The organism is Streptomyces sp. Ncost-T10-10d, assembly GCF_900091955.1.
Taxonomy (GTDB): Bacteria; Actinomycetota; Actinomycetes; order Streptomycetales; family Streptomycetaceae; genus Streptomyces.
Genome location: NZ_FMDF01000138.1, coordinates 46077 through 65814 on the forward strand (window position 1 = coordinate 46077; position 19738 = coordinate 65814).

At 70.3% G+C, this 19738-nt stretch carries 23 protein-coding genes and 2 tRNA genes; 17 read left to right on the top strand and 8 right to left on the bottom strand.

From position 1 onward, the window contains the following. Positions 1–131: 131 nt before the first annotated feature. Positions 132–1337, bottom strand: coding sequence for a sensor histidine kinase (locus GA0115254_RS23100; protein ID WP_093897204.1), 1206 nt, complete (start codon positions 1335–1337; stop codon positions 132–134). 170 nt (positions 1338–1507) lie between these two features. Here GA0115254_RS23100 and GA0115254_RS23105 point away from each other — a divergent pair, with 170 nt between their 5' ends. From GA0115254_RS23105 to htpX, 12 genes are all read left to right on the top strand, one after another. Continuing rightward, positions 1508–1909, top strand: coding sequence for an NADH-quinone oxidoreductase subunit A (locus GA0115254_RS23105; protein ID WP_093897205.1), 402 nt, complete (start codon positions 1508–1510; stop codon positions 1907–1909). Next, positions 1900–2604 (top strand): NADH-quinone oxidoreductase subunit NuoB, encoded by a 705-nt coding sequence (gene nuoB, locus GA0115254_RS23110; protein WP_176740258.1) that lies wholly within the window; start codon positions 1900–1902, stop codon positions 2602–2604. Before GA0115254_RS23105 ends, nuoB begins: the two co-directional genes overlap by 10 nt. Then, on the top strand, positions 2601–3728 hold the full coding sequence (locus tag GA0115254_RS23115) for an NADH-quinone oxidoreductase subunit C (protein ID WP_093897206.1): 1128 nt from the start codon (positions 2601–2603) through the stop codon (positions 3726–3728). Before nuoB ends, GA0115254_RS23115 begins: the two co-directional genes overlap by 4 nt. Next, positions 3725–4693: a complex I subunit 1/NuoH family protein gene (locus GA0115254_RS23120; RefSeq protein ID WP_093897207.1), complete on the top strand. Its 969-nt coding sequence runs from the start codon at positions 3725–3727 to the stop codon at positions 4691–4693. The genes GA0115254_RS23115 and GA0115254_RS23120 overlap by 4 nt, the downstream gene beginning before the upstream one ends. Continuing rightward, positions 4693–5325, top strand: coding sequence for a NuoI/complex I 23 kDa subunit family protein (locus GA0115254_RS23125; RefSeq protein ID WP_093897208.1), 633 nt, complete (start codon positions 4693–4695; stop codon positions 5323–5325). The genes GA0115254_RS23120 and GA0115254_RS23125 overlap by 1 nt, the downstream gene beginning before the upstream one ends. Then, positions 5322–5885: an NADH-quinone oxidoreductase subunit J family protein gene (locus GA0115254_RS23130; RefSeq protein ID WP_093897209.1), complete on the top strand. Its 564-nt coding sequence runs from the start codon at positions 5322–5324 to the stop codon at positions 5883–5885. The genes GA0115254_RS23125 and GA0115254_RS23130 overlap by 4 nt, the downstream gene beginning before the upstream one ends. Next, on the top strand, positions 5885–6298 hold the full coding sequence (gene nuoK, locus GA0115254_RS23135; protein WP_093897210.1) for an NADH-quinone oxidoreductase subunit NuoK: 414 nt from the start codon (positions 5885–5887) through the stop codon (positions 6296–6298). The genes GA0115254_RS23130 and nuoK overlap by 1 nt, the downstream gene beginning before the upstream one ends. Next, entirely contained in the window at positions 6295–8295 is a 2001-nt protein-coding gene (locus GA0115254_RS23140) for an NADH-quinone oxidoreductase subunit 5 family protein (protein WP_093897211.1), read from the top strand. Before nuoK ends, GA0115254_RS23140 begins: the two co-directional genes overlap by 4 nt. 27 nt (positions 8296–8322) lie before the next feature. Beyond that, positions 8323–9873 (top strand): complex I subunit 4 family protein, encoded by a 1551-nt coding sequence (locus GA0115254_RS23145; RefSeq protein ID WP_093897283.1) that lies wholly within the window; start codon positions 8323–8325, stop codon positions 9871–9873. Continuing rightward, the gene (locus tag GA0115254_RS23150; RefSeq protein ID WP_093897212.1) at positions 9870–11444 is read left to right on the top strand and encodes an NADH-quinone oxidoreductase subunit N; all 1575 of its coding nucleotides are present in this window, start codon (positions 9870–9872) and stop codon (positions 11442–11444) included. The genes GA0115254_RS23145 and GA0115254_RS23150 overlap by 4 nt, the downstream gene beginning before the upstream one ends. Positions 11445–11541: 97 nt before the next feature. Further along, the gene (gene mscL / locus GA0115254_RS23155) at positions 11542–12000 is read left to right on the top strand and encodes a large conductance mechanosensitive channel protein MscL (RefSeq protein ID WP_093897213.1); all 459 of its coding nucleotides are present in this window, start codon (positions 11542–11544) and stop codon (positions 11998–12000) included. Between the two features lie 215 nt (positions 12001–12215). Beyond that, the gene (gene htpX, locus GA0115254_RS23160) at positions 12216–13079 is read left to right on the top strand and encodes a zinc metalloprotease HtpX (protein WP_093897214.1); all 864 of its coding nucleotides are present in this window, start codon (positions 12216–12218) and stop codon (positions 13077–13079) included. Positions 13080–13100: 21 nt separating this feature from the next. Here htpX and GA0115254_RS44665 read toward each other — a convergent pair whose 3' ends face one another. Both GA0115254_RS44665 and GA0115254_RS23165 read right to left on the bottom strand, forming a co-directional pair. After that, a complete protein-coding gene (locus GA0115254_RS44665; RefSeq protein WP_176740259.1) occupies positions 13101–13244 on the bottom strand; it encodes a hypothetical protein in 144 nt (47 codons plus the stop codon). A gap of 44 nt (positions 13245–13288) precedes the next feature. Beyond that, positions 13289–13690: a YccF domain-containing protein gene (locus GA0115254_RS23165; protein ID WP_093897284.1), complete on the bottom strand. Its 402-nt coding sequence runs from the start codon at positions 13688–13690 to the stop codon at positions 13289–13291. A gap of 111 nt (positions 13691–13801) precedes the next feature. On the opposite strand from GA0115254_RS23165, the gene GA0115254_RS23170 reads away from it, so the two are divergent. Together GA0115254_RS23170 and GA0115254_RS23175 are read left to right on the top strand one after the other, a co-directional pair. Continuing rightward, a complete protein-coding gene (locus tag GA0115254_RS23170; protein ID WP_093897215.1) occupies positions 13802–14212 on the top strand; it encodes a hypothetical protein in 411 nt (136 codons plus the stop codon). 106 nt (positions 14213–14318) lie between these two features. Continuing rightward, entirely contained in the window at positions 14319–14591 is a 273-nt protein-coding gene (locus GA0115254_RS23175; RefSeq protein WP_093897216.1) for a GlsB/YeaQ/YmgE family stress response membrane protein, read from the top strand. Here the strand turns inward: GA0115254_RS23175 and GA0115254_RS23180 are convergent. The 3 genes from GA0115254_RS23180 to GA0115254_RS23190 all read right to left on the bottom strand — a co-directional run bounded on the left by GA0115254_RS23180 (position 14552) and on the right by GA0115254_RS23190 (position 16451). Then, complete coding sequence (locus tag GA0115254_RS23180) at positions 14552–15265, bottom strand: alpha-ketoglutarate-dependent dioxygenase AlkB family protein (RefSeq protein WP_093897217.1); 714 nt, start codon at positions 15263–15265, stop codon at positions 14552–14554. The two genes, GA0115254_RS23175 and GA0115254_RS23180, sit on opposite strands and share 40 nt — an antisense overlap. A gap of 1 nt (position 15266) precedes the next feature. After that, positions 15267–15776, bottom strand: a complete 510-nt coding sequence (locus GA0115254_RS23185; protein WP_093897218.1) for a methylated-DNA--[protein]-cysteine S-methyltransferase — start codon at positions 15774–15776, stop codon at positions 15267–15269. Between the two features lie 186 nt (positions 15777–15962). Then, positions 15963–16451, bottom strand: coding sequence for a YajQ family cyclic di-GMP-binding protein (locus GA0115254_RS23190; protein WP_030926258.1), 489 nt, complete (start codon positions 16449–16451; stop codon positions 15963–15965). Between the two features lie 214 nt (positions 16452–16665). Between GA0115254_RS23190 and GA0115254_RS23195 the strand changes: the two genes are divergently transcribed. Both GA0115254_RS23195 and GA0115254_RS23200 read left to right on the top strand, forming a co-directional pair. After that, positions 16666–16747, top strand: a tRNA-Tyr gene (locus GA0115254_RS23195). A 75-nt stretch (positions 16748–16822) separates the two neighbouring features. Next, on the top strand, positions 16823–17272 hold the full coding sequence (locus GA0115254_RS23200; RefSeq protein ID WP_093897285.1) for a 2-thiouracil desulfurase family protein: 450 nt from the start codon (positions 16823–16825) through the stop codon (positions 17270–17272). A gap of 63 nt (positions 17273–17335) precedes the next feature. Here the strand turns inward: GA0115254_RS23200 and GA0115254_RS23205 are convergent, their stop codons facing one another. Next, the gene (locus GA0115254_RS23205) at positions 17336–17992 is read right to left on the bottom strand and encodes an SDR family oxidoreductase (protein ID WP_093897286.1); all 657 of its coding nucleotides are present in this window, start codon (positions 17990–17992) and stop codon (positions 17336–17338) included. 34 nt (positions 17993–18026) lie between these two features. Continuing rightward, on the bottom strand, positions 18027–19322 hold the full coding sequence (locus tag GA0115254_RS23210; protein WP_093897219.1) for an amidohydrolase family protein: 1296 nt from the start codon (positions 19320–19322) through the stop codon (positions 18027–18029). Positions 19323–19624: 302 nt separating this feature from the next. Here GA0115254_RS23210 and GA0115254_RS23215 point away from each other — a divergent pair. Then, positions 19625–19697 (top strand) — tRNA-Thr (locus GA0115254_RS23215). The last annotated feature ends 41 nt before the right edge of the window (positions 19698–19738 follow it).

Consider the following 19738-nt stretch of genomic DNA (forward strand, 5'->3'; position numbering starts at 1 on the left):
CATGAGGGCGGTATCCCTCTTCGACCGGGGGTTTTCCCCACCTTGCCAGGGGGCTCAGGGGGCTGGGCCCGGCGGGCCGGTCCTCTGGGGCGCTGGGCCCAGGTGTGCTGGGCCTTTGGGGTCCTGGGCCTCTAGGGACGCTTGGCCGCCCCGGTACGGTTCGGCTCCCTCTCCCGGTCCCGCCAGGGCAGTTCCGCGGTGACCGTCGTAGGACCGCCGACCGGCGAGTCGAGGACGAACAGCCCATCCACGGCGCCCAGCCGTTCGGCCAGCCCGGCCATGCCCGTACCGCCGTCCATCCGGGCCCCGCCCTGTCCGTCGTCGGTGACCTGGATCAGCAGCCGGTCCGCCGACCGCCACACCTCGACGGACGCCGAACGTGCCGCACTGTGCTTGCTCACGTTCTGCAACAGCTCCGAGACCGTGAAGTAGGCGATTCCCTCGATCGCCTCCGCGGGACGCGCAGGCAGATCCACCCCCACCGTCACGGGGACGGTGCAGCGGGAGGCGATGGCGGAGAGTGCGGCGTCGAGGCCTCGGTCGGTGAGGACGGCGGGGTGGATGCCGCGGGCGAGGTCGCGGAGTTCCTGGAGGGCGACCTTGACCTCTCCGTGGGCCTCGTCGACCATGCGGGCGGCGGCCTCGGGGTCGTCGGTCAGCTTCTCCTTCGCCAGGCCGAGATCCATGGCGAGGGCGACGAGCCGGGCCTGTGCGCCGTCGTGCAGGTCGCGTTCGATGCGGCGCAGGTCGGCGGCGGCCGTGTCGACGACCACCCCGCGGTCCGACTCCAACTCGGCGATCCTGCGCTCCAGCTCGTCGGACGGCGAGAGCAGCCCGCGCACCATCGCCCGGTCGGCGTGGGTGAGAAGCCGCGCGATATAAGGGAGCACCGGCCACAGCACGATGAGGCTCACGAGCGTCACGGCGAAGGTGAGTACGCCCCAGGGCAGGCGTACGAAGGAGTACAGCACCGCCCGCCAGCCCACCGGGTCCGCGAGGCTCGACCACAGCCAGGGGAAGAACCCCTGTTCCCGGCGGGACAGAACCATGGGGCTCGGTTCGTCGATCCGCACCCCGAGCATCGCCCGCGCCCGGCCCCGCTCGGCCCTCCCGATCAGCCGCGCCCCGTGCAGTCCGGCGGCGAGCAGAGGCAGACCGATCACCGTGACCGCAAGCCCCACGCCGATGCCGATCATGAACACTGTGCAAACAAACCCGGCGATGGTCATGGGGAGATTGGCCAGGAGATGGGCGATCTCCTTCCACGTCCACCGATCGAGGGCGAAGCGGGCGGGCGGTGGCCGGTCGTTGTCGGGCACCAGTGGGCTCATGGTCATACGCCCCAGCCTGCCGGGCGGGGCCTGCGCACGCCATGGGGCTCGTGGGTGGGGTGAAGTAGGGATAACCCCACCCGTTGTCCGATGCGACTGCTTACCCTCTCTTTAACAGGGCCTAGACTCCCGTGCGTACAGATCGTCGAACAGGTTTGAGGGAGCGAGGGACGGACGTGGCGGACCTGCCGGAATCGACCGTTCTCGCGTCGGACTACTTCCACAGCTATTCAGTGGTCGGACTGCTCGCTGTGATCGGCGTGCTGTTCGTCGCCGTCGCCTTCGGCGCCGGCCGACTGCTGCGACCCGTGGTTCCCACGCCGGAAAAGCTCCTGACGTACGAGTGCGGCGTGGACCCGGTGGGTGAAGGATGGGCACATACCCAGGTCCGTTATTACGTGTATGCCTTCCTGTACGTGATCTTCGCCGTCGACTCGATCTTCCTGTTTCCGTGGGCGACCGTATTCGCCGCACCGGGATATGGGGCGACGACTCTGGCGGAAATGTTCATCTTCCTCGGTTTCCTGGCCGTAGGACTGCTCTACGCATGGAAGAAGGGCGTCCTCGAATGGACGTGACGAGCCCGCCGCCCCCCGAGCATCGGCCCGCAGCGCAATCGGGACCGGAGCCGACGCCCGGGGCGGAGTCCGGACCGCAGCCCGGCCCGGGGTCCGAACCGCAGCCCGTTCCGACGTTCCTGCCGGAGCCCAAGCGGCTCGGTGTCCTGTCGCGCCTGGCTCCCGAGCCGATGAAGGTGATCCTGAACTGGGGCCGCCGCTACAGCCTCTGGGTCTTCAACTTCGGACTCGCCTGCTGCGCGATCGAATTCATCGCCGCCTCCATGGCCCGGCACGACTTCATCCGGCTCGGCGTGATCCCGTTCGCCCCCGGCCCGCGGCAGGCCGACCTCATGATCGTTTCCGGTACGGTGACGGACAAGATGGCTCCGGCCGTGAAGCGGCTGTACGAGCAGATGCCCGAGCCCAAGTACGTCATCTCCTTCGGCGCCTGCTCCAACTGCGGCGGCCCGTACTGGGACTCGTACTCCGTGACGAAGGGCGTCGACCAGATCATTCCGGTCGATGTCTATGTCCCCGGCTGCCCGCCCCGGCCCGAGGCGCTCCTCCAGGGCATCCTCAAGCTGCAGGAGAAGATCGCCCGCGAGTCGCTGGGTGAGCGGTACGCGACGGGCGGCGGCAGCCGTCCCTCCACCGCCGCACTGCGCAGCGGCCTGGTCGCCGCCCCGCCGACACCGGGGGAGGGGCAGAAGTGACCGGCACCGACAGCCAGGGCCGGGAAAGCTACGACCGGCTTCCGGACGCCGCCGCCGAGCTCTTCGGCGAGGACGCGACGGCCGAGTACGCCTACGACCTGCTGACCGTCGACGTACCGGCCTCCTCCTGGACCGCCGCTCTCGAAACGGCCCGCGACCGGCTGGGGTGCACCTATTTCGACTGGCTGAGCGCTGTCGACGAACCGGGCACCGGCTTCCGGGTCTGTGCCCATGTCGCCTCCCTGGCCGAGGGCAAGGTCCGTCGGCTCCTGATCCGTACGACCGTTCCGCACGAGGCGGCGGTCCTTCCCACCGCCATCGACATCTACGCGGGCGCCGCCTGGCACGAGCGCGAGACACACGAGATGTTCGGCATCGGTTTCGAGGGCCACCCGCACCTGGTGCCGCTGCTGCTGCCCGAAGGCTTCGAGGGCCACCCGCTGCGCAAGGACTTCGTGCTGGCGGCACGCGTCGCGAAGGCCTGGCCGGGCGCGAAGGAGCCGGGCGAGTCGGAGCACGGCGGCCCGAAGCGGCGCACGATGCTGCCGCCCGGCGTCCCCGACCCGAACGAATGGGGCCCGCTCAAGGGCCAGCTCCCGCCCGCCCCGTCCCGCCCGGCCCGCACCCCGCGTGCGGCGGGCGACCGCCCGGTACGCCGTGCCCGCAGCGTGAGCGAGGGCTCGGCCGGCCAGCAGCCGAAGACGGCAGCTGCGGCCACCGAGCCCGCACCTCCCGCAACCCCGCGCCGTACCCGCAGCGCGTCCCAGGGCTCGGCCAGCCAGCAGCGCGAGGCGGCGAAGCCGGGGACGGCCGGGGCCGGGGCACAGGAACAGGCAGGACCGAACACGTCGGCGACGGGGACGGCAGAGTCGAACCCCAGAAGCAGCGACGCTCCCTGGCACCACGCCCGCCCGGCCTTCGGCACCACCGAGGGCCCGGGGACGGAGCCCCCGGTCGGGGAGGGGGCGGCCCGGGGAGAGGCCCCGCGCAGCGACACCCCCGTCCCCGCGACCACGCCCACCCCCGACACCACCACGGACACCCCCGACCAGCCCGAGCTCCCGGCCCAGGACCCCACACCCGAGCCGGCCCCCGACCGTCCCGCCGGAGGCGATACCGCGTGAACGACGCACTGGACGCCGCCCTCCGGCTCGTCATCGTCTTCGCCGTGTTCATGGTCCTCCCCCTCGTCGTGGGGCAGACCGAGCACAAGGTGATGGCCCATATGCAGGGCCGCCTCGGACCCATGTACGCGGGCGGCTTCCACGGCTGGGCCCAGCTCGTCGCGGACGGCGTGAAGTTCGCGCAGAAGGAAGACATCGTCCCGGCCGAGGCCGACCGCCGTATCTTCCAGCTCGCGCCGGCCGTCGCGCTGCTCCCGTACCTCCTCGTGCTCGTCGCCATCCCGATCGGCCCCAGCGAGGGCGCGGTCGGACAGATCGTCGACGCGGGCATCTTCTTCGTGCTCGCCGTGATGGGCGTCGGAGTGCTCGGCTCGTTGATGGCGGGCTGGGCCTCGGCCAACAAGTTCTCCCTCCTCGGGGGTCTGCGCACGGCCGCCCAGCTGCTCGCGTACGAACTGCCGATGCTGCTCGCCGCCGCGTCCGTCGCGATGGCGGCAGGCACCGTCTCCCTCCCGGGCATCCTCAACGCCTTCGAGTGGTGGTGGCTGCCCTGGCAGATCGTCGGCGCCCTGGTCTTCTTCGTGGCCGGACTCGCCGAGCTGCAGCGCCCGCCGTTCGACATGCCGGTCGCCGACTCGGAGATCATCTTCGGCGCGTACACCGAGTACACCGGCCTCCGTTTCGCACTGTTCCTGCTCGCCGAGTACGCGGGCATCGTCGTCCTGTGCGGACTGACCACCGTCCTCTTCCTCGGCGGCTGGCACGGCCCGTTCGGCGCCGACGGACTCGGCTGGGTCTGGACGCTCCTCAAGGTCGCGGTCCTCGCCTTCGTCGTCATCTGGCTGCGCGTGAGCTACCCCCGGCTCCGGGAGGACCAGCTGCAGAAGCTCGCCTGGACCACCCTCATCCCGCTCGCTCTCGCGCAGATCGCGCTCACCGGCATCGTGAAGGTGGCGATCAACTGATGGCTGCATCGCTCCCGCCCTCGCGGCCCCGCATCCCCGGCACAGGCCTGGCCAAGGGCCTGGCCGTCACCCTGCGGACGATGACGAGGAAGACGGTCACCGCGCAGTACCCGGACGTCCAGCCCGAGCTCCCGCCCCGCTCCCGCGGTGTCATCGCACTGTTCGAGGAGAACTGCACGGTCTGCATGCTCTGCGCCCGTGAGTGCCCGGACTGGTGCATCTACATCGACTCCCACAAGGAGACGGTGCCTGCCGCCGCCCCGGGCGGGCGCGAGCGCAGCCGCAACGTCCTCGACCGCTTCGCGATCGACTTCTCGCTCTGCATGTACTGCGGTATCTGTATCGAGGTGTGTCCCTTCGACGCACTGTTCTGGTCGCCGGAGTTCGAGTACGCGGAGACGGACATCCTCGAACTCACTCATGAGCGCGACAAGCTCCGCGAATGGATGTGGACGGTGCCGGAGCCGCCCGCGCTCGACCCCGGCGCCGAGGAGCCGAAGGAGATCGCCGCCGCCCGAAAGACGGCGGAGAAACTCGAAGCCCAGCGCGCCAAGGAGGCGCAGGAAGCCCAGCAGGCCCAGCAGGCCCAAGAGACCCAGCAGGTTCAGAGCAGAGAAGAGGGGGAGGAGTGACACTCGCAGCCGCCGCGGCCCACTCCGCCCACTCAGGCTTCCTCTCCCCGACCGGCATCGAGATCGCTTTCGTCCTCGTCGGCATCGCCACCTTCGGCGCAGCCCTCGTCACGGTCACGACCAGGCAACTGGTGCATGCCGCCCTCTGGCTGGTCGTGGCGCTCGGCGGCCTCGCCGTCGAGTACCTCCTGCTCACCGCGGAGTTCATCGCCTGGGTGCAGGTACTGATCTACGTCGGTTCCGTGGTCGTCCTCCTTCTCTTCGGGCTGATGCTCACCAAGGCACCCATCGGCCGCTCCCCGGACGCCGACTCGGGCAACCGCTGGGCTGCCCTCGGCGTGGCGGTCGCCGCCGCAGGCGTGCTCGTCTGGGTCGTGGTCGACGCCTTCCGCACCACCTGGATCGACCTGGACGGACCGGCCCAGGGCTCCACCGAGGTGACCGGCGCCTTCCTCTTCCGGCACTGGGTGCTGCCGTTCGAAGCACTCTCCGTCCTGCTGCTCGCCGCCCTCGTCGGTGCGATCGTCCTGTCCCGCAAGCGCAGTAAGGAGCAGAGCTGATGCACCTCGCCTATCCCGCCGTGCTCGCCGCCCTCCTCTTCTGCACCGGGCTGTACGGAGTGCTCGCCCGCCGCAACGCGATCCTGGTCCTGATGTCCGTCGAGCTGATGCTCAACGCCGTCAACCTCAACCTGGTCGCCTTCGACGTCTGGCTCCGCGACACCCTGCACTCCGGCCAGGCCCTCACCCTCTTCACCATCGCCATCGCGGCGGCGGAGATCGGCATCGGCCTGGCGATCGTCCTCGCCGTCCACCGCAACCGAGGCAGCTCGGACATCGACCGCCTCCGCGACACCGCCGAGACCGACGCCGCCGAAACCCTCCCCGTCGATGAGGCCGACGAGAACCGCGGCACCGAAGACCAGGCCACTGCTCCGGCAGGGAAGGCAAAGAAGGCAGAGGCCACCACGTGACGACCACGACCCTCGCCGTCCTCGTCCCCCTCCTTCCGTTCCTGGGCGCCGCGGCCGGTCTCCTTCTCGGACGCAACGCCCCCGGATACGTACGCCCCCTCGCCGTACTGCCCACCCTCGCCGCCTTCGTGCTCGCCGTCGTCGTCGCCTCGGACCAGGGCGGCGGCCGGGCCATCGACGCCGCGACCCGGCTCACCCCCACCGGCTCGGTCCCGATCGACCTCGCCCTGCACCTCGACGGCTTCGCGGTCCTCGTCGCCGTCCTGGTCGGGCTCGTCGCGACCTGTGTGCAGATCTACTCGACCGCCTATCTGCGCGACGACCCCCGATACCCCTCGTACGCGGCTCTCGTCTCCCTCTTCACCGCCGCGATGCTGCTCGTCGTCTACTCCGGTGACCTGATGGTGCTCCTGGTCGGCTGGGAGATCATGGGCATCTGCTCCTACTTCCTCGTCGGCCACTACTGGGAGACGCCCGAAGCCCGCGCCGCCTCCCTCAAGGCCTTCCTGGTGACCAAGCTCGGCGACGTCCCCTTCCTGATCGGTCTGTTCGCGCTCGCCGCCGACACCGGCACGTTCCGCATCACCGGCATCCTGGGCGCCGTCGCGAACGGCGGCCTGGACCACCCCACCGTCGTCGCCCTGCTGCTCCTCGCGGGCGTCGCGGGCAAGTCCGCGCAGTTCCCCCTGCACACCTGGCTGCCCGACGCGATGGCCGGCCCCACCCCCGTCTCCGCGCTGATCCACGCCGCGACGATGGTCGCCGCCGGTATCTACTTCGTGGCCCGGCTCCTCCCCGTCTTCGCCCAGTCCGGCGCGGCCCTCGTCGTCCTCGCCGTGATGGCGGCGATCACGATGATCGGCTCGGGACTCGCCGCCCTCGCCCAGGACGACATCAAGCGCGTCCTCGCCTACTCGACGATCGGCCAGCTCGGCTACATGGCCGGCGCCCTGGCCGTCGGCGACCGAGGTGCCGCCGTCTTCCACCTCCTCTCCCACGGTGCGTTCAAGGCCGTCCTCTTCCTCGCGGCGGGCGTCGTCATCCACGCCGCCGGGACCAACTCGCTGGCCGCCATGTCCCGAATGGGCGGCCTGACGAAGCGCATCCCGGACGCCTACTGGACGATGACCGTCGCCCTCCTCGCGCTCGCCGCCATCCCGCCGTTCGCCGGCTTCTTCTCCAAGGAAGCCGTCCTCGTCGCCGCCGAACACACCGCACTCGGGGAACGGCACGTCGCCCCGGCCGCCGCCGGCTGGACCGTCCTCGTCGCCGGGCTGCTCGCCGCCGTCCTCACTGCCGCGTACGCCACCCGTCTGTGGCTCCTCGCCTTCCGGGGCCGCGGCGCCGAGGTCCCCGACCACGGCAGGCAGCCCGTCGCGATGACCGCCGTCCTCTGGGTGCTCGCCGTCCCCACCATCGCCTTCGGACTGACCGTCGGCGCGATCACCGACTGGTTCGACGGCCACAGCCTCACCCCGTCCCTGACCACCGCCGTCCTCTCTACGGGCGTCGGCCTCGTCGGCGGCCTCGTCACCTACGGCGCCTGGCGCCACACATCGGCACTCGCCGCCCGCACCCCCGTCGGCACCGTCGTCGCCCACCCCGACGCCGAACCCGCTCTCGTCGAGGCCGAGGCCATGACCCACCACACCGCCGGCTACGGCGACACCCCGGGCACCCCCGACCCGGCCGACCCGGGCCGCCTCCTGCTCGGCCCGCTCCACCGCCACGCCGCCACGGGCTTCCACCTGGACGCCCTGTACACGGCCCTGTTCGTCCGCCCCGTCCAGGCCGCGGCGAGCCTCGTCCGCTTCCTGGACCGCGAGGTCGTCGACACCTACGTACGGGGCTCCGGCACCGGCGCGCGCTGGCTCGGCACCGCCGTCCGCCGTGCCCAGACCGGCAACGTGCAGACCTACCTCAGCGCACTGCTCGCCGGTTCCCTGGTCCTGGCGATCGCCGCCGTCGTTTTTTCCAACGTCAACGCCGGGTCGTGAGCCGTGATCGATATCAGCGAATCCGTGATGCAGTTCCTTCTCGCGTTCATCGTCGTCGTCCCGATCGTCGGCGCCGTGGCCGCTCTGTTGCCGGCCCCGCCCGGGCTGAAGGGAAAGAGCCCCGACCAGGCCGTGCTCCGCCACGGCGTGACCGTCACCGGCGCGGTCCTCATCGCCGCGATCGTGCTGGCCGTCGGCTTCGACCACGCCCACCCCTCGAAGATGCAGGCCACCACCGACATCAACTGGATCCCGGCGCTCGACGTCCGCATCCACCTCGGCATCGACGGCATTTCGCTCCCCCTTGTCGTGATGACCGCGCTGCTGACCTTCCTCTGCGCGCTCTACAGCTACTTCAAGATGCCTGCGGGCCCCTCCCCGAAGGCCTTCGTCGCACTCGTCCTCGTCCTGGAGTCCGGCACCCTCGCGACCTTCGCCGTCCTCGATCTGCTGCTGTTCTTCCTGGCGTTCGAGATGGTGCTCATCCCGATGTACTTCCTGATCGCCCGCTGGGGCGGTGCACAGAAGCAGGCCGCCGCCTGGAAGTTCATCCTCTACACGCTGCTCGGCTCGGTGGTCATGCTGCTGGGCCTGCTCCTCATCGGACTGAAGAGCGGCACCTTCGACATGGTGGCACTCGCCACTGACAACGGCCGTGGGCTCACCTCGTCCGTGCAGGGCATCGCCGTTCTGGCGATCGGCATCGGGCTCGCCGTGAAGACCCCGATGTGGCCGCTGCACAGCTGGCTCCCGGACGCCCACACCGCCGCCCCGACCGTCGGTTCGGTCCTGCTCGCGGGTGTCCTGCTGAAGATGGGCACGTACGGATTCATCCGCATCCTGCTTCCCATCGCCCCCGACGGGATGCACACCTTCGCGCCCTACCTCGCCGCCTTCGCGGTCGTCGGCATCGTCTACGGATCGCTCGCCTGCCTGGCGCTGGCCCGCCCGGGCTCCAAGGGCGACCTCAAGCGCCTGATCGCGTACTCCTCCGTCGGGCACATGGGCTTCGTACTCCTCGGCATCGCGAGCATGACCCCCACCGGAGTCAACGGCGCGCTCTTCGCCAACATCGCCCACGGACTCATCACCGGCCTGCTGTTCTTCCTGGTCGGCGCGGTCAAGGACCGGTACGGCACCGCCGACCTCGACACCCTCTCCGGCGCCACCGGGGCCGCGCTCTACGGCCGCGCCCCCCGCCTCGGCGGCCTCCTCGCCTTCGCCGCCGTCGCCTCCCTGGGCCTGCCCGGGCTCGCCGGGTTCTGGGGCGAGATGCTCGCCCTGTTCGGCTCCTTCGACCCCGCCGACGGCCTCAGCCGCCCCGCCTTCCTCACCTTCATGTCGATCGCCGCGTTCGGCACCCTGCTCACCGCCGCGTACATGCTGATCGTCGTGCGCCGGGTCTGCATGGGCGAGAAGCGGGAAGAGCCGCAGCGACTGGCCGATGTCCAGACGTACGAATTCGCCGCCTGGACCCCGCTCGTCGCCCTCACCGTCCTCGCCGGCCTGTGGCCCGCCGTCCTCCTCGGCCTCACCGACCCGGCCGTGCAGAAGCTCCTCGCAGGAGGCAAGTCGTGACCACAGCCGTCGTCACCCCGGCCGTCGTCACCACAGCGGCCGAGAACACCACCAGCCTCATCCAGTCCGTCGACTGGCTCGCGATCGCGCCCCCGGTCGTCGTCGCGTCCGTCGCCCTGATCGTCCTGGTCGCCGACCTCTTCCTGCCCGAGGAGCGCAAGCCGCTCCTCGGCCGGGTCACCATCGCCGGACTCGTGGCCGCACTCGCCCTCCTCGTCCCGCTGCGCGACGGCGACCGCTCCACCTTCTGCCTCACCGCGGCAACCACCGGCACCGGGACCACCGGGGCCTGCAGCTACACCGCCGACCACTTCGCCCTCGTCATCCAGGCCCTCGTACTCGGCGGTGCCCTGCTGACCGCCCTGCTCTCCCTCGGCGACACACGCAAGCTCCCCGCGGGCGAGTTCTGGTTCCTCCTGCTGTCCTCCGCGTCGGGCGCCGCACTCCTGCCCGCCGCCCGCGACCTCGCCACCCTCGTCGTCGCCCTCGAAGTCGCCTCGCTGCCCGCCTTCGCCCTCGTCGGCATCAAGCGCGGCGACCGGCGCTCCTCCGAGGCCGCGCTGAAGTTCTTCCTCTCCTCCGTCGTCGCGACCGCCGTCATGCTGCTCGGCGTCAGCTTCGTGTACGCCACCACCGGCACCCTGCACCTCACGGAGATCGCCGCCCGGCTCGACGACGTACCCGGTCAGCTCGACACCCTCGCCAAGGCGGGTGTCGTCCTCACCCTGGTCGGCTTCGCCTTCAAGACGGCCGCCGCACCGTTCCACTTCTGGGTTCCCGACACCTACGTCGGCGCACCCCTGCCGGTCGCCGCCTACCTTTCGGTCGTCGGCAAGGCGGTCGGCTTCTCCGGCCTCATCCTCGTCACCGTGATCGCGTTCCCGGCGTACGCCGACGTCTGGGGACCGGCCCTCGCCGTCCTTGCCGCGCTCACCATGACGGCCGGGAACGTCGCCGCCCTGCGCCAGGACGCCACCCGCGTCCGCAGCGCCGTACGCCTGCTCGCCTGGTCGTCCGTCGCCCAGGCCGGCTACCTCCTGGTGCCGATCGCCGCCGCCGCGTACGCCAGCGACGAGCACATCGGCTCCACCGTCGCGTACGCCCTCATGTACGCCGTCGTGAACCTCGGCGCATTCGCGGTCGCGGCCCTCGTCGCGCGTACGAACCCCGGAAACCGGATCTCCGACTACCGCGGCCTGTACGCCACCCGCCCCCTGACCGCCCTCGCGATGGCCTTCTTCCTGCTCTGCCTGGCCGGCCTGCCGCCCGGCATCATCGGCCTCTTCGCCAAGGTCACGGTCTTCTCCGCGGCCGTCGACGCGGGACTCGGCTGGCTCGCCGTCGTCATGGCCGTCAATGTCGTGATCGCGCTCTACTACTACCTGCAGTGGACCGCGGCGCTCTTCCGTGCCCCGGAAGAGACCGCGACGGACGAGGCCGCACCCGCCCCCACCAGGCACCGCGCCCCGGCCTCCCTCACCGCCGCGATCGCCCTCACCGCCGTCGCAGGCGTCGTACTCTCCGGTGCCCCGCAGACGGTCCTCAGGTTCGCCGCCGTCAATCTCTTCTGACGTACGCAAGATCGGTTTGCCCGGGACGGCCCGTACAGGGCAAGGTCATGCCCGCACATCCCCACACACGTACGCATGTCCCAGAGGAGCAAGAGCAGTGCTGAACGGGTTCAAGGACTTCATCCTGCGCGGGAACGTCATCTCGATGGCCATCGGGCTGGCTGTCGGAGCCGCGTTCACCGCAGTCGTCACCGGATTCAGCACCGCCTTCATCACCCCGCTGATCGGCCTCGCAACCGGTTCCGTCGGAGACTTCAGCGCGGCGGAGTTCTCGATCGAGGGCGCCATCTTCCCGTACGGGAAGTTCCTCGCCGCCGCCATCGCCTTCCTGATCACCGCGACGGTGCTCTACTTCTGCGTCGTCGTCCCCATGACGAAGGTGCAGAACCGCTTCGCCAAGGCGGACGAGAAGGTCGACATCAAGGCCGCCGTGCGCGACTGCCCCCGCTGCTACACCGAGATCCCGGCCATCGCCTCCCGCTGTGCCCACTGCACCAGCGAGATCAAGCCGGACCCCGAGGCCCTCGCACTCGCCGGCCTCCCCGCCCAGCGCTGAGCGGCCCGGCGCCGACCGGCACACGCCGACCCCTCCACCCGTACGGCCCAGGGCCTGATCCGGCCGCACATGCCGGACAGGCCCTGTGTCCACGGCCACGCGCACAAGGGAACTAGCTCTCCTCGCCTGGCGTTGACCAGTACGGGAGGCTCCACTGGGGGAGTGGAGACCACCAAGCAAAGGGTTCCCCTGCCGCACCATTTGGAGGGCGTACCGTGCACCGCCGGCACAACGGGCTGAGAACCGCCGTACTCCTCGGGGGCCTGTCCGCACTCATCATCGTCATCGGAAGCTTCTTCGGACGTACGGGCCTGATCGTCGCGCTTCTCGTAGCCGTCGGCACCAACGCCTACGCGTACTGGAACAGCGACAAGCTGGCGCTCAGGGCCATGCGCGCCCGCCCCGTCAGCGAATTCGAGGCGCCACAGCTCTACCGCATGGTCCGCGAGCTCTCAACAGCAGCCCGCCAGCCCATGCCCCGGCTCTACATCTCCCCGACACAGGCCCCCAACGCCTTCGCCACCGGCCGCAATCCGCGCAATGCGGCGGTCTGTTGCACCGAGGGCATCCTGCAGATTCTGGACGAGCGAGAGCTGCGCGGAGTCCTCGGCCACGAGCTGAGCCATGTCTACAACCGCGACATCCTGATCTCGTCCGTCGCCGGAGCGCTCGCCTCCGTCGTCATGTTCCTGGTCAACTTCGCCTGGCTGATCCCGGTGGGCCGGTCCGAGGACGACGAGGGCCCCGGCATCCTCGGCATGCTGCTGATCATGATCCTCGGCCCGCTGGCCGCCTCCGTCATCCAACTGGCCGTAAGCCGCTCCCGCGAATACGAGGCGGATGCCTCGGGTGCCCAGCTGACCGGCGACCCACTGGCCCTCGCCGGCGCCCTGCGGAAGCTCGAAGCCGGTACGAAACAACTCCCTCTGCCCCCCGAGCCGAGGATCGAGACCGCGAGCCACATGATGATCGCGAATCCCTTCCGCCCCGGCCAGGGCATCTCCAAGATGTTCTCGACACACCCGCCGATGGCGGAGCGCATCGCACGCCTGGAGCAGATGGCAGGTCGTCGTCCGTGAGGACGATCGGTGCGGACGCCCCTAGTGGAAGTCGGAGAAGAGCAGACCGAAGAAAATCCACAGAGGGATGCCGAGCACGGCGAGCACGGTGATCGCCAGCCCGGCCAGGCAGCCGCACCCCGTCAGCCGGTTGCTGGTTCTCGCGTACTCATCGTCGTCCCCCACGCCGCCATTGAACCGCGTCCCCTGCCAGGGGACGACGACAGTTCCTAGCGGGATCCGAACGCTTCATCGGTCGGGACCACCTCTCGGCCCAGCGGCATGAGCGAGATGGGGATCATCTTCAGGTTTGCCCAGCCGAAAGGGATTCCGATGATCGATACGAACAGCGGGATGCTCGTGATCAGGTGCCCCAGCGCGAGCCACCACCCGGCGAAGACGAGCCAGATCACGTTACCGACGCACGAGGGCGCACCCGCGTCGGGCCGCTCCACGGTGGTCCGCCCGAATGGCCACAGCACGTAGCCGGCGATTCTCAGCGAGGCGATGCCGAACGGGATCGTCACGATCAGGACGAAGCAGATGATCGCAGCGAGCAGGTAGCCAAGGGCCATCCAGAACCCACAGAACACCACCCACAAGACGTTCAGGATCAGCTGTACGAGCTTCATGATCACTAGCCTTCCGCGAGTTTCGCCTGTCAGGGCTGTTCAAAGCCAGTATCGGTCCCGGAACCCGAGAGGGCTCGCCTGACTGTCAGTGCCGGCGTCCACCATGAATCCATGAACGACACCGAGCAGTTGCCGGCAGCCGCGGAGAAGACCGCACGCACCACCCCGCGCTGGGAGAAGTACCCCCTCCCGGAGCCTCTGACCGCCGAGGGCGTCGCGTGTGCCGAGGCCGCCCTCGGCTTCGCCCTGCCGCCGCTGCTCACCGCCCTGCACACCCGGATCGCCGACGGCGGCTTCGGACCGGAGTACGGTCCGAAGCCACTGATCGGCGACCGGGCTCCGGACGGGGAGGAGTCCTTCGAGCCGAACGCCGACGAGCCGGAGCACGCCTGGTACGTGGACCAGCCCGACCTCGCACAGCGGCTGCGCAGCTGGCTGGACGGCACCGCGTGGTACTCCGAGGAGTCCGAGGACGAAGGGGCCGATCTGGCACCCTGGCCGGATTTCAGCGCCCGCGTATGACCCATGGACGGGCAGGTGTGGCGCACTCGCGGACCGCGCACTGCAACCGCCCGACCGGCAGGAACGTCTTGGATTCCAAGACCGAGTGACGGGTAGGTTCGCACGCATGAGCATCATTGGCTGGATCATTCTCGGACTGCTTGCCGGCGCCATCGCCAAGGTCCTGCTCCCGGGCCGAGACCCGGGCGGCCTGGTCGGCACCACCCTCATAGGGATCATCGGTGCCTTCCTCGGCGGCTGGATATCGTCGCGCTTCCTCGACCGACCGATCTCCAACGACTTCTACGACACGGCCACTTGGGTCGCGGCCATCGGCGGTTCGCTGGTCCTGCTGATCGTCTACCGGCTGCTCTTCGGGAACTCCCGCGAACGCCGCTGACGCCCGTCAGCGCCTGGGGTGCCCAACCCCGTCTCGCGCAGGGTCAGATTGAGCCGGCCACGGCTCATCCCCGACGCAGGATCGCCCGTCCCCGGACGGACCTTCGGTACACCGTGGAACGCGAAGCGTGAAGGGCCGCCGAAGACGAACAGGTCACCGGAGGCCAACTCCACGTCCGTGTAGGGCTTTCCGCGGTTCTCCGTGTTCCCGAAGCGGAAGACACAGGTGTCTCCGATGCTGAGCGAGACCACCGGAGCGCCGGACCGCTCCTCCTTGTCCTGGTGCATGCCCATCCGCGCCGCGCCGTCGTAGAAGTTGATGAGGGCGGCGTCCGGCGCGTACATCCGGGCCGCGCTCTCGTCCCCGTACGCCTCTGCCAGTGCCTCCCGTCCCAACTCCGCCAGCCAGTCGGGGAATTCGGCGACCCGCGCACCGTTCACATCGTCGGCCGTGCGTGAATACCGGTACGGCTGCCAGTGCCACCCCAGGCAGACCGTCTGTACGGACATCACCCCGCCACCCGGCACCACCGTGTGCCGCAGCGGCACAGGCCCGCACGCCCATTCCCGGCAGGCCGCCACCAACTTCCTTCGGCGCTCCGGCGGCAGCCACTCGGGCACATGCACGGCCCCCGGCGCGACGACGGCCCGCGGCCTCGGAAAGAGCCCGGACATGTCAGCGCACCGCCAGGGCGCCTTCCAGCCCCAGAAGCTGTTCCTTGCGCTCCAGGCCACCCGCGTACCCCCGCAAGGCCCCGTCCGCGCCGATCACCCGATGGCACGGCCGCACGACCAGCAGGGGATTGCGCCCGATCGCCGTACCCACCGCCCGCACGCCCGCCCCCGGCGTACCGATCCGTTCGGCGATCTGCCCGTACGACACGGTCTCCCCGTACGGGACAGTGTCCAGCGCCGCCCAGACCCGGCGCTGGAAGTCTGTGCCCAGGCCGTCCGCGTACACGATGTCGAAGCGGGTCAGCCGCCCCTCGAAGTACTCCCGCAGCTGTGCGGCGATCCCCGCGAAGGCCTCCGGCGCGTGGACCCAGCCGTCCTGGACGACTGCGGCGCCCTTCTGGCCGGGCAGCGAGAGCGAGGCGAGCGCGACTCCACCGTCCGTGCCGGTGGCCTTCTCGCCGACCAGCAGCAGCTCACCCAGCGGGCTGTCGACCGTTGCGTACATGGTCATGACTCGTCCCTCTCCTTGCCCGGCATGCCGGATATCGACAGGATCGTCGTCCGGCATGGACAAGTCTGCGTCCCCCGCTCCGCCGCGACCGGCGGTATTCGGACATTGCGTCCCGGGTACGGGGCGGGGCGGCGCATCCCGCTCCGCGCCACCCCGTGCCCGGAAGGCGCACGGCCTGCCGGAGGCCTACCGGTAGTTCACGAACTGCACGGCGAAGTCGAAGTCCTGGCCCTTCAGCAGCGCCTGCACGGCCTGCAGATCGTCCCGGCTCTTCGAGCTGACCCGCAGCTCATCGCCCTGGACCTGCGCCTTGACGCCCTTCGGGCCCTCATCGCGAATGATCTTCGCCACCTTCTTGGCGTTCTCCTGGGAGATGCCTTCCTCGATCGTGGCGAAGATCTTGTACTCCTTGCCGGACAGCTGCGGCTCGCCCGCGTCCAGAGACTTCAGCGAGATGCCGCGCTTGATCAGCTTGGACTGGAAGATGTCGAGGATCGCCTTGACCCGCTCCTCGCCGTTCGCCTCCATCAGGATCTTCTCGCCGGACCAGGAGATCGAGGCGCCGGTGCCCTTGAAGTCGTAACGCTGCGAGATTTCCTTGGCGGCCTGGTTGAGGGCGTTGTCGACCTCCTGCCGCTCGACCTTCGAGACGATGTCGAAACTGGAGTCGGCCATGACGTGTGGCTCCTTGTATCGGGGGTGCTGGGAAACGGGGTGCATGCGGGCGGCTGCGGGCCTGTCGGCCCCGCGCCGCCGATCAAAGCCTAGCCACCCACGCCCGATCGGGCCGCTGATCAATCCAGTGGCGTAGCACCCCCGGGCATCGGGTATCGTTTACGTCGTTGCCACGGAGCACCGCCGAAAAGCGGTTCTCACGGCAGCAATCCCCGGCGGTGTGCCCGAGTGGCCAAAGGGAGCAGACTGTAAATCTGCCGGCTCAGCCTACCCAGGTTCGAACCCTGGCGCCGCCACATAGTAAGGCCCCTGTCCTAAGACAGGGGCCTTCTTTGTTTTTGCTGCGAGAGGTCGTGAAGAGGCTTGTGAACATGGAACCTGTGCTGGTCAGCGCCTGTCTGCAGGGCGTGCCCTGCCGCTTCGACGGTCGCGGCAAGGCCTCCGCCGCAGTGACCGGGGCCGTCGGAGACCGCCGCCCCGTCGCCTTCTGTCCCGAGGTCGCGGCCGGACTGCCCACCCCGCGCCGCCCCGCCGAGATCGTCGGCGGCGACGGCCACGACGTGCTGGACGGCCGCGCCCGCGTCGTCGACGACACCGGGCACGATGTGACGGAGGAGTTCGTGGACGGCGCCCGGCGGGCGCTGGAGGCCGCGCGCAGGGCCGGGTGCACCGAAGCGCTGCTGATGGCGCGCAGCCCTTCCTGCGGGCGTGGCACGGTCTATGACGGTACGTTCACGGGCGAGCTCCGCGAGGGCGACGGTGTCACCGCCGCCCTGCTGGAGCGTCACGGCATCACGGTCCGCCCGGCGCCGGGCGGCTGAACCGGGGCGGCGGGCCGCCGCCCCGGACCGGGCGTGCAGTCGTCGGAAAGCCGAACCAACGGCTCAGTTCCCCGCCACGTCCTTCACGGCGACCGACACCGGCATGTTGCCCGAGATGAGTTCCAGGGTCAGCCCCGCCGTCGCAGGGGTCTCCAGCAGCTCCAGCAGCGCTGCCGCCACATCGTCGCGCGGCACCGGTCCGCGGCCGGTCGAGGCGGTCAGGAGGACCATCCCGGTGCCCGCGTCGTTCGTCAGCATTCCGGGGCGCAGGATCGTCCAGTCGAGTGCGGTCCTGGAGCGCACGTACGCGTCCGCGGCGCCCTTCGCCCGCAGGTAGGCGTCGAAGACCTCGTCGCCCGGGTGCTCGGGGTCGGCACCCATCGACGAGACCACTACGTAGCGCCGTACGCCTGCCCGTTCCGCCGCGTCCGCGAACAGCACCGCCGCGCCGCGATCCACCGTCTCCTTGCGTTCCGAGCCGCTGTTCGGGCCCGCGCCGGCCGCGAAGACCGCCGCGTCGGCGCCGCGCAGCACCTCCGCCACCTCCTCCACGGAGGCCGATTCGAGGTCCAGGACGACCGGCTCGGCGCCTGCCGCCCGGAGGTCCTGGATCTGTTCCGGATTCCGGATGACGCCTACGGCCTCGTCCCCGCGCGCGGCGAGCAGCCGCTCCAGCCGCAGCGCGATCTGACCATGTCCACCTGCGATGACAATGCGCATGTTCACGACCGTACGCCGCGGCGGGCCCACGCGCTCAGGGCCCGCCGCAGGGACCGGAATCCGGCCGGGCCTGGCGGGGCAGGCCCAGGGCGACGACGGTCTCCGAGTCGCAGTACTCGCGCACCGCACTCGTCCGCGTCACGACCCGGCCGCGATGCACCACGACCCGGCTGTAGGCGAGCGACAGCACGCCGGAGAGCTGCTCCCCGCGTACGGCGAGCAGCTCGGCCGGGAAGCCGGCCTCGACCCTGACTTCGGGCAGCCCCATCGCCTTCCTCGCGACCGAGGAGACGGCCCCGTACGCCTCATCGGCCCGCATCCCGCTCTGCGAGGCCAGCAGGTAGGCGGCCTCCAGCGGATCCCCGCGGCCCACGGGGTTTGCGAAGTCCCGCAGTGCTCCGCTACCCGCCGCGACCCGCACCCCGGCCGCACGCAGCAGCCGTACGGGGGCGGTGCCCCGGCCTTCCACGCCGCAGCAGCCGCCCTGGGGGAGGCAGACCACCGTCACCCCGGCCGCGGCGAGCTGGTCGGCGGCGCGGGCCGCGGCCTGAGGGGGAAGCCGGGAGAGGCCGGCGCACGGGCCGATGGAGACACCGGGCCGTAGCCCGCCCGCCATGGCGGCGAGTCGGCCGAGCCGGGCCGGATTGTCACCGTGCGTGTGCAGATCGACGGGGCATCCCTGTTCGGCGGCGATCTCCAGGACGGCTTCCGCGTACCCCGCCGGATCCGGGTCGAGGTCCGGGCAGCCGCCGACCGCGCCGGCCCCCATCTTCACGGCGTCACGCAGCATGGCCAGGTTGTCGGCGCCCGCGACGCCGGTGAGCAGCCGGGGTACGGCGACGGTGGTCAGCTCGGCGAGTCCGCGCAGCGAACGGCGGGCCTGCAATACGGCTTCGAGGGAGGTGAGGCCCTGGACGTCCCCGATCCGCACGTGTGCGCGCAGCGCGGTGGCGCCGTGGCCGAGCTGCAGCAGGGAAGCCTCGGTGGCGCGGCGCTGGATGTCCTCCCGGCGGTGTGACGCGGGTCCCGGACTGTCGGGGCCCGCAGCGTGGGCGGTGAGCGCGGTGTCGCTGTGGGCGTGGGGCTCGGCGGGCGCGGGGAGCAGCAGATAGCCGCGCAGGTCCACCCGCGGACCCGGTGCGGTCAGGCTGCCCGCGGTGCCGACGGCCTCGATGCGGCTGCCGCCGAGCCGTACGTCCACGATGCGGCCGTCGGTGAGACGGGCGCCGCAGAGCACCAGGGTGCCGGTCTCGGCGGTGTCGGGGCTGCTGGTCGCGTCGGCCGCGTCGGCGGCGTCGCCGTCCGGCTGCCGCGGCTGGCTGTCGGGCATCGCGCTCCTGGGAAGGGGTACAAGATCACGCAGAGTGAGTCGAGCCTAGGGGCGTGTTCGGTCCGGTTCGAGGAGGAGCGAAATAGTCGTACCGGTGTGGCCCTGAGGGGCATCCGGGGCACGGGTGTACGGCTGGGGCCGCGGTGGCTCATGCGATGGCTGCGGCGCTGTTCAAGCAGCTGGTGGGTGGGCCGGAAGGCCGCTGATCGAGGAGTCGAAGGGGTCTCGATCAAGGGCGCAGGTCGGGGCTGCGAAACGGATTTGGGCGATCGGCGACCAACCGTGTAATGTCTTCATCGCTCGCCCCAATAGCTCAGTCGGTAGAGCGTCTCCATGGTAAGGAGAAGGTCTGCGGTTCGATTCCGCATTGGGGCTCTGGTGATCGGGAAACCCCGCTTCGGTGGGGGGACTCGTCA

Coding starts and splice junctions, on each gene's coding strand:
- GA0115254_RS23190 (WP_030926258.1), bottom strand. CDS start 16,451: ATGGCCGACTCCAGTTTCGACATCGTCTCGAAGGTCGAGCGGCAGGAG.
- GA0115254_RS23200 (WP_093897285.1), top strand. CDS start 16,823: ATGGAACCTGTGCTGGTCAGCGCCTGTCTGCAGGGCGTGCCCTGCCGC.
- GA0115254_RS23210 (WP_093897219.1), bottom strand. CDS start 19,322: ATGCCCGACAGCCAGCCGCGGCAGCCGGACGGCGACGCCGCCGACGCG.
- GA0115254_RS23145 (WP_093897283.1), top strand. CDS start 8,323: ATGCAGTTCCTTCTCGCGTTCATCGTCGTCGTCCCGATCGTCGGCGCC.
- GA0115254_RS23205 (WP_093897286.1), bottom strand. CDS start 17,992: ATGCGCATTGTCATCGCAGGTGGACATGGTCAGATCGCGCTGCGGCTG.
- GA0115254_RS23100 (WP_093897204.1), bottom strand. CDS start 1,337: ATGACCATGAGCCCACTGGTGCCCGACAACGACCGGCCACCGCCCGCC.
- GA0115254_RS23125 (WP_093897208.1), top strand. CDS start 4,693: ATGGCTGCATCGCTCCCGCCCTCGCGGCCCCGCATCCCCGGCACAGGC.
- GA0115254_RS23165 (WP_093897284.1), bottom strand. CDS start 13,690: ATGAAGCTCGTACAGCTGATCCTGAACGTCTTGTGGGTGGTGTTCTGT.
- GA0115254_RS23175 (WP_093897216.1), top strand. CDS start 14,319: ATGAGCATCATTGGCTGGATCATTCTCGGACTGCTTGCCGGCGCCATC.
- GA0115254_RS23170 (WP_093897215.1), top strand. CDS start 13,802: ATGAACGACACCGAGCAGTTGCCGGCAGCCGCGGAGAAGACCGCACGC.
- GA0115254_RS23185 (WP_093897218.1), bottom strand. CDS start 15,776: ATGACCATGTACGCAACGGTCGACAGCCCGCTGGGTGAGCTGCTGCTG.
- nuoK (WP_093897210.1), top strand. CDS start 5,885: ATGCACCTCGCCTATCCCGCCGTGCTCGCCGCCCTCCTCTTCTGCACC.
- GA0115254_RS23180 (WP_093897217.1), bottom strand. CDS start 15,265: ATGTCCGGGCTCTTTCCGAGGCCGCGGGCCGTCGTCGCGCCGGGGGCC.
- nuoB (WP_176740258.1), top strand. CDS start 1,900: ATGGACGTGACGAGCCCGCCGCCCCCCGAGCATCGGCCCGCAGCGCAA.